15 protein-coding genes are annotated in these 8,041 nt (G+C 39.1%); all 15 read left to right on the top strand.

Features of this window, described 5'->3' with window-relative positions; translation table 11 throughout:
* Positions 1-86: 86 nt before the first annotated feature.
* The 15 genes from KI343_RS18340 to KI343_RS18270 all read left to right on the top strand — a co-directional run bounded on the left by KI343_RS18340 (position 87) and on the right by KI343_RS18270 (position 7,768).
* On the top strand, positions 87-449 hold the full coding sequence (locus KI343_RS18340) for a RusA family crossover junction endodeoxyribonuclease (RefSeq protein WP_212927867.1): 363 nt from the start codon (positions 87-89) through the stop codon (positions 447-449).
* Entirely contained in the window at positions 446-658 is a 213-nt protein-coding gene (locus tag KI343_RS18335; RefSeq protein ID WP_212927866.1) for a hypothetical protein, read from the top strand. Before KI343_RS18340 ends, KI343_RS18335 begins: the two co-directional genes overlap by 4 nt.
* A 4-nt stretch (positions 659-662) precedes the next feature.
* Positions 663-827, top strand: a complete 165-nt coding sequence (locus KI343_RS18330; RefSeq protein WP_212927865.1) for a DUF3954 domain-containing protein — start codon at positions 663-665, stop codon at positions 825-827.
* An 11-nt stretch (positions 828-838) separates the two neighbouring features.
* A complete protein-coding gene (locus tag KI343_RS18325) occupies positions 839-1,024 on the top strand; it encodes a hypothetical protein (RefSeq protein ID WP_212927864.1) in 186 nt (61 codons plus the stop codon).
* Positions 1,025-1,116: 92 nt separating this feature from the next.
* Positions 1,117-1,557, top strand: coding sequence for a helix-turn-helix domain-containing protein (locus KI343_RS18320; RefSeq protein ID WP_212927863.1), 441 nt, complete (start codon positions 1,117-1,119; stop codon positions 1,555-1,557).
* A gap of 120 nt (positions 1,558-1,677) precedes the next feature.
* A complete protein-coding gene (locus KI343_RS18315) occupies positions 1,678-1,923 on the top strand; it encodes a hypothetical protein (RefSeq protein ID WP_212927862.1) in 246 nt (81 codons plus the stop codon).
* A 14-nt stretch (positions 1,924-1,937) separates the two neighbouring features.
* Positions 1,938-2,207, top strand: a complete 270-nt coding sequence (locus KI343_RS18310; RefSeq protein WP_212927861.1) for a hypothetical protein — start codon at positions 1,938-1,940, stop codon at positions 2,205-2,207.
* 69 nt (positions 2,208-2,276) lie between these two features.
* Positions 2,277-2,720 carry a terminase small subunit gene (locus KI343_RS18305; RefSeq protein ID WP_212927860.1) on the top strand — a complete coding sequence of 148 codons (444 nt, stop codon included), beginning with the start codon at positions 2,277-2,279 and terminating at the stop codon, positions 2,718-2,720.
* Positions 2,710-3,975, top strand: a complete 1,266-nt coding sequence (locus KI343_RS18300; RefSeq protein WP_374705454.1) for a PBSX family phage terminase large subunit — start codon at positions 2,710-2,712, stop codon at positions 3,973-3,975. Before KI343_RS18305 ends, KI343_RS18300 begins: the two co-directional genes overlap by 11 nt.
* 12 nt (positions 3,976-3,987) lie before the next feature.
* Positions 3,988-5,553 (top strand): hypothetical protein, encoded by a 1,566-nt coding sequence (locus KI343_RS18295; protein WP_212927858.1) that lies wholly within the window; start codon positions 3,988-3,990, stop codon positions 5,551-5,553.
* Complete coding sequence (locus tag KI343_RS18290) at positions 5,534-5,770, top strand: HNH endonuclease signature motif containing protein (protein WP_212927857.1); 237 nt, start codon at positions 5,534-5,536, stop codon at positions 5,768-5,770. Before KI343_RS18295 ends, KI343_RS18290 begins: the two co-directional genes overlap by 20 nt.
* Before the next feature lie 16 nt (positions 5,771-5,786).
* Entirely contained in the window at positions 5,787-5,933 is a 147-nt protein-coding gene (locus KI343_RS18285; protein ID WP_212927856.1) for a hypothetical protein, read from the top strand.
* A gap of 28 nt (positions 5,934-5,961) precedes the next feature.
* On the top strand, positions 5,962-6,642 hold the full coding sequence (locus KI343_RS18280) for a phage minor capsid protein (RefSeq protein WP_212927855.1): 681 nt from the start codon (positions 5,962-5,964) through the stop codon (positions 6,640-6,642).
* A gap of 333 nt (positions 6,643-6,975) precedes the next feature.
* Positions 6,976-7,239 carry a hypothetical protein gene (locus KI343_RS18275; RefSeq protein ID WP_212927854.1) on the top strand — a complete coding sequence of 88 codons (264 nt, stop codon included), beginning with the start codon at positions 6,976-6,978 and terminating at the stop codon, positions 7,237-7,239.
* Positions 7,240-7,309: 70 nt separating this feature from the next.
* Positions 7,310-7,768, top strand: a complete 459-nt coding sequence (locus tag KI343_RS18270; protein ID WP_212927853.1) for a DUF5662 family protein — start codon at positions 7,310-7,312, stop codon at positions 7,766-7,768.
* Positions 7,769-8,041 lie beyond the last annotated feature (273 nt).

The raw sequence follows: 8,041 nt of genomic DNA, 5'->3' as shown, positions 1-8,041 counted from the left end.
GAGAAGATTTTTAACAAAAGAGGGCAATATGTCACGACGATTGAAGAAACGTACTACGAGGCGGTTTATGTTAAGGAGAGAGTGAAATGATTAAATTCGTTATTCCATTGAAGCCTGTTCCGGCGGTTAGAGTCACCCAAAAAAGCAAATACGTTAACAAATACGCCAAACGCTATTTCAATTATAAAAAGCAGGTTGCGTGGATTGCTAAAGCGAGCATGAAAACAGATCCGATTGATGGGGATGTAGGCGTTAAATTAACGCATTATGCGCACGGTAACAGAGCTGATATAGATAATTTATATAAAGCGGTGACCGATTCCATGAATAAGGTTGTATACAACGATGACAGGCAGGTTAAGCACATGGAATCTAGCATTATCAAGTGTGGAAAAGATGAGGAACGGACGGAAGTTGAGGTTTATCGATTGGAGGGGGTTAAACAATGAACGAAATACGGCTTCAAGTAATGAAAGGGGTATTAGAAATACAAGGATATAACGGTAATTGGAATTATGACGAGTATATGCACGGCATGTATAACGGTATGGAAATGATGTTGGCTATTGCAGAAAATAGAGCTCCTGTTTTTAAAAAAGCACCTGATGAATGGTTGCAAGGAAAAGAAACGGCTGTCAAAACTAAGGAACAAGGGTGATTAGGTGAAAACAAGCAAAGTAGAAATCAATCTGAGTGAGGATGCTCTTTACAGAGTGAAAGATGGGAAACTAGAAAAAATGGACAAGCCAGCTGGTGGTTTTGGAGAAGTCACGCAGCGCTGGCAGGATAATAAGTTGGGGCGGTATGAGGTTAAGTATACGAAGTGAGGAGAGGTTGCATGTCATCATTTTTTGGGAGAACTAAAAACGGAAAATTAAAGTGCGATTCATTAGATTTAGAAATTCTATTTGGTGAGATGTTCCAGGAAGCTAAGACCGAAAAAGAAGTGGAATGGATTTATGAATGTCTTGAATCTGTTATTGATATCGCGAGTGAAGAAGCTATGGTACGAATAAATAATTAAATAACAAGCAATCTATCAGAACAACTGAGGATGGCATTAGAGATTGAGGGATCTCTTTTGCTGTCCTTTTTAATTTGAGAGGGGTCGGTATTATGAATAGCAAGGAATTCGAAAACGCACTACGAGATTACAGCTGGATGCTGAACGAGATTAAGAGACAAAGGCAGTTAATGGATTATGAAGGCGGTAACTTGGTCGCTCAATCCGGAATTGAATCAGCTATGCCAAAAGCAAAAGGCGGCACAAGTGATCCAATTGCTCTGGAAGTGATAAGACGTGACAAAAACAGTAAATGGCTGGATAAATTAGAGAGCAAAGTATTGTTTATTCAGAAGAGAATTCACCTTATTACTGATGAGCGTGAAAAAGCAGTGTTGGAATGTATGTTGGATGGAATGAGTATGATTGCAATTACTGCTCATATGGGATTATCCAGAACACACATTTACAGGATAAAAGATAGCATTGTGGAACAGATGTTACAGTTTGAACAGTATGAACAAAAAATGCCAAAAAATAAGCAGTGCGTGTAGAATGGAAGGCAGGACGGCGTGGCATAATGGAACGCTATTAATATTTGCTACGCCATAAGCACTTACGTGCTATTTGCATCACCTCTATTGTACAATTAATGCAATAGGGGGGTGAAAAATATGGATAATTTACATGAAATAATTGCGTTTATACTAAGAGAGATTGATAGAAATGGAAATCCTGATATGGTGCAAAATAAGTTTGGTATAACTTTGCGCGAATACAGAGATATAGTGGATAACGCAGAGCTTGACGGGTATATCGATAGCACTGAACAAGATAGGTCTGGATCAGCAATACCAGAGTCTTCCGTTATAAGGGAAAAGGGTTATAATTTAATAAAAGAGTATTATAACGAGTACTGACGAGGAGTGTTTGAGTGAAAGAGTTCGATAAAATTATAATTAATGGAAAAAAAGAGATTTTTGGAGTGGGATTATATTCCAAACGAGGCGATAACTTAATTATTGATTCTAGAGAACATAAATTGACTCAATCCTTTATTGATTTAATTCGAAATAACCCGAAAGTAAAAGATATAACATTTTACGATTCGCTGAGCGATGATCCTAAAGGGGTATTTGCAGGTCCATTCATTATCCCTAATATAAATGATAATGTAATTACGTTGGTGAAATTAGTAAAATAAAATAAAAAGCATCCTTTCGGGGGTGCTTTTTATTTTGTCTAAAAACATATAAGGAGGTGGTGATATGCCATGAGTAAAAAGAAATTAACGTTAAAACAACAAAAATTCGCTGATGAGTATATCATCACTGGAAATATATATAAGTCAGCGGTAAAAGCAGGATATAGCAAAGCTTATGCAAGAGGTAACGCAGCCAAATTAATGGAAAATGTGAGCATAAAAAAATACATCGATGAACGGCTCGAAGAAATTAAAAGTGAAAAGGTTGCAGATCAACAGGAAATCATGGAGTTTCTTACAGCGGTTATGCGCGGTGAAGTCGATGAACCGATGCCTTTGTTAGATGGTGATGGATACCAAAAAGTAGTAAAGGTTACACCGAACGCCCAAGCGAGGAAGTCTGCTGCTGAATTACTAGGGAAACGTTATGCAATGTGGACTGACAAGCGAGATGTGAATGTTGCTGGAGCCGTAACATTCGTTGATGATATAGGTGATGAGGATGAAACGTAAACTATCTGAATTTATCCCTAAAGCATTTCATCCAGTGTGGAAGGCGGCTGTTAATCCAGATATCCTAAACGTCGTTTGTAAAGGCGGACGTGGCTCTGGAAAATCATCTGACATCGCTCATATCTTAATTCAATTGCTAATGCGGTTTCCTGTAAATGGAGTGGGTATTCGTAAGGTGGATAATACAATCGAGTTATCTATTTTCGAGCAAATTAAATGGGCGATCAGTGAGCAAGGCGTGTCACATTTATTCAAGGTAAATAAGTCTCCTATGAGAATCACATACGTGCCTAGAGGAAATTATATTGTGTTCCGAGGGGCACAGGAGCCAGAACGAATAAAGTCACTCAAAAGCGCTAATTTTCCTTTTGCTTTTGCATGGATTGAGGAACTGGCTGAATTTAAAACAGAAGACGAAGTAACAACCATTACTAACTCGCTATTACGTGGCGAACTTGGTAATGGTCTTTTTTATAAATTCTTTTATTCTTACAACCCGCCGAAAAGAAAGCAGTCATGGGTGAACAAAAAATATGAAACTCAATTTCAACCAGAAAACACTTTTGTACATCATTCAACTTATTTGGACAATCCTTATATTTCAAAGCAATTCATCGAAGAAGCTGAAGCTGCTAAAGAACGAAATGAAATGCGATATAGGTGGGAATACAAAGGAGAGGCAATTGGTTCCGGTGTTGTTCCGTTTGATAATCTAACTTTTAGAGAGATACCAGATGACGAATACAATACGTTTGATAATATCCGACAGGGCGAAGACTTTGGATATGCCACGGATCCGTACGCTTTTGTTCGATGGCACTATGATAAAAAGCGCAATAAGATTTATGCCATGGATGAATACTACGGCGTGAAAATAAGTAACAAGCAATCTGCTAAATGGATAAAAGAAAAAGGTTATGGCAGAACGCCAACCACAGCAGACAGCGCCGAGCCTAAGAGTATCGACGAGCAAAAAGAATATGGAATCAGAGTTGATAAAGCGAAAAAAGGTCCAGACAGCGTAGAGTTTGGTGAGAAGTGGCTAGATGATTTAGATGAAATTGTGATCGATGCCAAAAGGACCCCGAACATTGCTAGAGAGTTTGAAAATATAGATTATCAAACTGATAGAGACGGTAATCCGAAAGCTAAATTAGAAGATAAAGATAATCATACTATTGATGCCACTAGATACGCCTTTGAAGATGATATGAATAACAAAAAGGCGAAAATAAGCAGCATATCTGCATGGTAAAGGAGGGTCGGAATGACAATAGACTGGAAAGAATTCAACGAAAAAGTAGTCAAGAATACGCACGGAGACATTTATTTTTATCGTGACCTTTACGAAGGTAACCATTCTAAATTATTTTCCCGTGCTAAAAGATTAATAGAAAAAGGCGAGATTGTAGACGAAATCATTTATGGTACAAGAGAGAGCCAAAACGTGCAGACGCCGTATATCGTTGCGAATGTATCTAAGTTAATACCAGAGATACCAGCCATGCTTGTGAGCCGTTCAATCGGGAATATACAGACGTCTCTATCGTCCGATGAATATGATTCAACTGAAGATAATAGAGCAGAGGATGAGAATTATGACAACCTTACAACGCAAAAAGAGGCAATTCGTGACATTGTATCTAATTCACACTTGGAATTTGAACACTGGGGAAACATTGTGCAGCAGCAAGTAGATGGTGGACTTGTTGGTGTTCCTTGGTTAGATGACAGAGGATTGCGGATTGAGTTTAAAGCAAGAGACGTTTATTATCCACATCCCGATGGCATGGGCGTTGACTTGGCTTATGACATCGAGATTGACGATGAAGAATATCTGCATGTATACAGGGAACGGCTAGAAGATGGTGGATTGAGAACAAGGCATCTTTTATACAGCTGTAATGAATCCGGTAAAACAGCGTTGCTGGATGATGATGAAACAAAAGAGTTATTGAATATGGATGAACTTGAAGCCTTTTACGAAAACCGTGAGAGGTTTTTTGTTGTTTACTGGCCGAACGAAAAAACGTTCATGAATCCGTTAGGCGTTAGTTGTTTAAAGAACCAAGAAGGCAAGCAAGACGAGATTAACTGGACTTTAACAAGGAATGGAATGACGTTTGAGAGGAATGGGAAGCCACGAATTGCGATTAATGAAGATATCATGCGGTCTTTACAGGACAAGGCGATAGAGCGCTATGGCGATGGTGCGAGGATTGACCATAGAGATTTGGAAATTACCACGTTCGATGAAAACGGAAAAGCAATGGAGATTATCCAGATAGATATTTCTAAAATCGGCGATATCTCTTGGGTCAAAGACTTAATGAAATTAATGCTCATGGAAACAAAAACATCCGAGAAGGCAGTGGACTTTTACCTTAGCGGTAGTTCGACTTCCGCACAATCGGGAGTATCTAAATTCTATGATTTGTTTACTTCTTTGCTAAAGGCCGAGCAGTTGCAAAAGGAATACATTTACTTTTTGAAACAATTGTTTGAATCTGCGCTATGGCTTGCAAATCAAGTAGATCCGAACATTTACATTGAGCAGCCGGAAATCCAGTTGAAAGCTATGATTCCTATTTCTCGTAAGGAACTCATTGATGAAAACAGCACAGCTTATACTCGGGGTGTGCAATCGCTCGAAGCTACCATTAGAAGGAATAACCCTACTGCTAGCGAAGAGTGGATACAGGAAGAAATCGCCAGGATACAAGAGGAATCTACTCCGGATGATACTACTTCTTTATTGCGAGGAAGGCAGACTCTTGGCAACTTTTTAGACAACCGAATAGGAGGAGACGATGATGGCAACGAAGAAGCGTGATTACAAAAAGGAGTATCGCGACTATCACAGTAAGCCAGAACAGCGTAAGAATCGTTCTAAACGCAATCAAGCAAGGCGTAAGATGGGTTTGGAAGTTGGAGATAAAAGAGAAGTAGATCATAAGGTGCCGTTATCGAAAGGTGGAAGCAATAGCAAAAAGAACTTGCGTGCTGTCTCTCGAACAACTAATCGGAAAAAGGGTAACAAAACCAAATAACTGGGAGGTAATGAGGATGATGAATGAAAGAAAGTTACAGTTCTTGGCGGATAAAGGGAATCCTGAAAAAGTTATTCCTATTTCATCTTTAAATAAAATCCCAAAGCATAACCTTAATCGATATTTAGGGAAAGTGAAAAATGAACGAAGAACAACTCCTTAAATACGTACAGGAGATAACGCGAAATATCTTGGAGGCAGTCGCTACATCCGATTTATCCGAGGAACAAGCTGTCGAACAACTTATCAGTGATGTTGGGAATATATTAGATCAATATGATTTATTGGTCGATGAAGTTATTCCGGAAGCCATAATTAATCACTACTTCGGCGGCGTGGATGAAGCTGCTAAGTTATTAAAAGGTGATGGTATCAAAACTAAGAAAATGAGTCGTCTTATCCATCAAGAAGCCGTTGGGAAGATCATTGATGATACGTTGCTTGATTTTAAAGCAGCTATTCGTACTGCTAAAAAGAGCGCGAATACAACCATTAGAAATGCGTTAGATGATGTACAAGGAGATTTTGCAAAGGGCCTTTTAACCGGCGATGCCAGGAAAGTCATTCAAAAGCGTGTTGCTAAATCGTTCGAAAAAGAAGGTCTGACAGCTTTTATCACTAAGGATAACAGAAAGCTTCCTCTGGATTTTTATGCGATGACTGTAACACGTACTAAAATGCGTGATGCATCCGTTCAAGGTCATGTGCAGCGTTATATCGAGAATGGACAAGACCTTGTGCAAATCATTGAAAATAGTGATTCATGCGCTGTTTGTGCGGCTCATAGAGGGGTGGTGGTTAGTCTTACGGGTGATACAGAGGGATACAAAAGCGTTGATGAAGTGCAACTCCCTCCATATCACCCTAATTAGGTTAACTGCCGCGGAGGAATTAGGCCTTATGCAATTCAGTTTAAATCCGAGGAAGAAATTAAGGATGCTAAAAGCAAATCCTCTAATTTTGATGCTGAAAAAGATACCAGAACACCGGCGCAGAAAAGAGCCTATGAACAGGAACAAGAGGCGAGAAGGCGTGCAAATGAAGAGAAGAAGCAATTCGCTAGGTGGCGAGGATTGCTTGGAGATGATGCCCCTAAATCTTTAAGTGCGTTTAGAAGAATGAAGCGCCAAAATACTACTAAATTTCAAGAGTTGCAGTCAGAGTATAGGAGTTTGGCGCAGCAGATTAGTAGAGGTGGTGGTTAAATGAAAACTCATGAGGAAAAGGAACTTGAGCGAGTAGCGGAAGAATATGCAAATGTACACGGACTTACTTTCACAGAAGCGCTTCAACAACTCAAACGTGCTGTTACAGATTTTTGGCTCACCCTTAAAGAATCGTTGACGGATTCGGGATTAATCAAAGATTATGTTCCTCCAGACCAAATGACCATGCAAACATTTCTTGAACAAAAGAAGAATCATGAGCCGTTTTATAAATCAGTTGGAAAGAAAAAGCCTTGGGAATAGAAGGAGGGGTCCAATCTATTTCCTAGCTACTAGGTGGGTAGCCTTTGTAAATTTGAGAGGGGGGGAGAGGTTGAAATATACGGAAGAAGACTGCAAGAAAGATACAATGGAGCATATTAACCAAGTTAGAAGGCAACTAAGCAGAGTCATTATTGAACTGACGGAAAGAGCGCGTGTTCATGATGCATCAAAGTTGAATAGTCCAGAGATTGAAACATTTACTGAATATACGCCTAAATTAGCATCTAGCACATATGGTTCTGATGAATATGAAGAAAATCTCAAAGGTATGAAAAAAGCACTAGACCATCATTATGCTAATAACAGTCATCATCCAGAGCATTATGAAGAAGGTATAAAAGGCATGGATTTATTAGATATCATTGAAATGTTTTGCGACTGGAAGGCAGCGACATTACGCCATAACGATGGCGACTTAAATAAGAGTATTGAAATCAATCAGAAACGTTTCAATTATTCTGATGAATTGAAAGAAATATTTAAGAATAGTGTTTCTATATTTGATTAACAGCACCTAGCAGACAAGCGTTAGGTGCTTTAATTATGTCTTCTTTTATCGCGACTTTGTGAGCAGGCATGTGTGCAATGAGGGTTCGTTACCCTAGACGATAAAAGAGCATGTTTGGACAACCTTGCCTATTTACCATGTGTAGAAAAGGCGTCTTGTTTCCGTAATATGGTTACATGTTTTGACCTAAGCACGTCATTAAAAGGCTTTTTTATTATGAAATCATTCGCCCGCACAGCGTTAAAGTGCTAATCCATCGAGGTCATTCTCGTT

The organism is Oceanobacillus sp. J11TS1, from assembly GCF_018333215.1.
Classification (GTDB): Bacteria; Bacillota; Bacilli; order Bacillales; family Amphibacillaceae; genus Oceanobacillus.
The sequence above is the reverse complement of the archived record's forward strand: the minus strand, read 5'-3'. Positions and strand labels throughout refer to the sequence as shown.

Bases quoted from the DNA above. Each gene is read 5' to 3' on its own strand.
- KI343_RS18340 (WP_212927867.1), top strand. From the start codon at position 87: ATGATTAAATTCGTTATTCCATTGAAGCCTGTTCCGGCGGTTAGAGTC.
- KI343_RS18335 (WP_212927866.1), top strand. From the start codon at position 446: ATGAACGAAATACGGCTTCAAGTAATGAAAGGGGTATTAGAAATACAA.
- KI343_RS18325 (WP_212927864.1), top strand. From the start codon at position 839: ATGTCATCATTTTTTGGGAGAACTAAAAACGGAAAATTAAAGTGCGAT.
- KI343_RS18320 (WP_212927863.1), top strand. From the start codon at position 1,117: ATGAATAGCAAGGAATTCGAAAACGCACTACGAGATTACAGCTGGATG.
- KI343_RS18315 (WP_212927862.1), top strand. From the start codon at position 1,678: ATGGATAATTTACATGAAATAATTGCGTTTATACTAAGAGAGATTGAT.
- KI343_RS18305 (WP_212927860.1), top strand. From the start codon at position 2,277: ATGAGTAAAAAGAAATTAACGTTAAAACAACAAAAATTCGCTGATGAG.
- KI343_RS18300 (WP_374705454.1), top strand. From the start codon at position 2,710: ATGAAACGTAAACTATCTGAATTTATCCCTAAAGCATTTCATCCAGTG.
- KI343_RS18295 (WP_212927858.1), top strand. From the start codon at position 3,988: ATGACAATAGACTGGAAAGAATTCAACGAAAAAGTAGTCAAGAATACG.
- KI343_RS18290 (WP_212927857.1), top strand. From the start codon at position 5,534: ATGGCAACGAAGAAGCGTGATTACAAAAAGGAGTATCGCGACTATCAC.
- KI343_RS18285 (WP_212927856.1), top strand. From the start codon at position 5,787: ATGATGAATGAAAGAAAGTTACAGTTCTTGGCGGATAAAGGGAATCCT.
- KI343_RS18275 (WP_212927854.1), top strand. From the start codon at position 6,976: ATGAAAACTCATGAGGAAAAGGAACTTGAGCGAGTAGCGGAAGAATAT.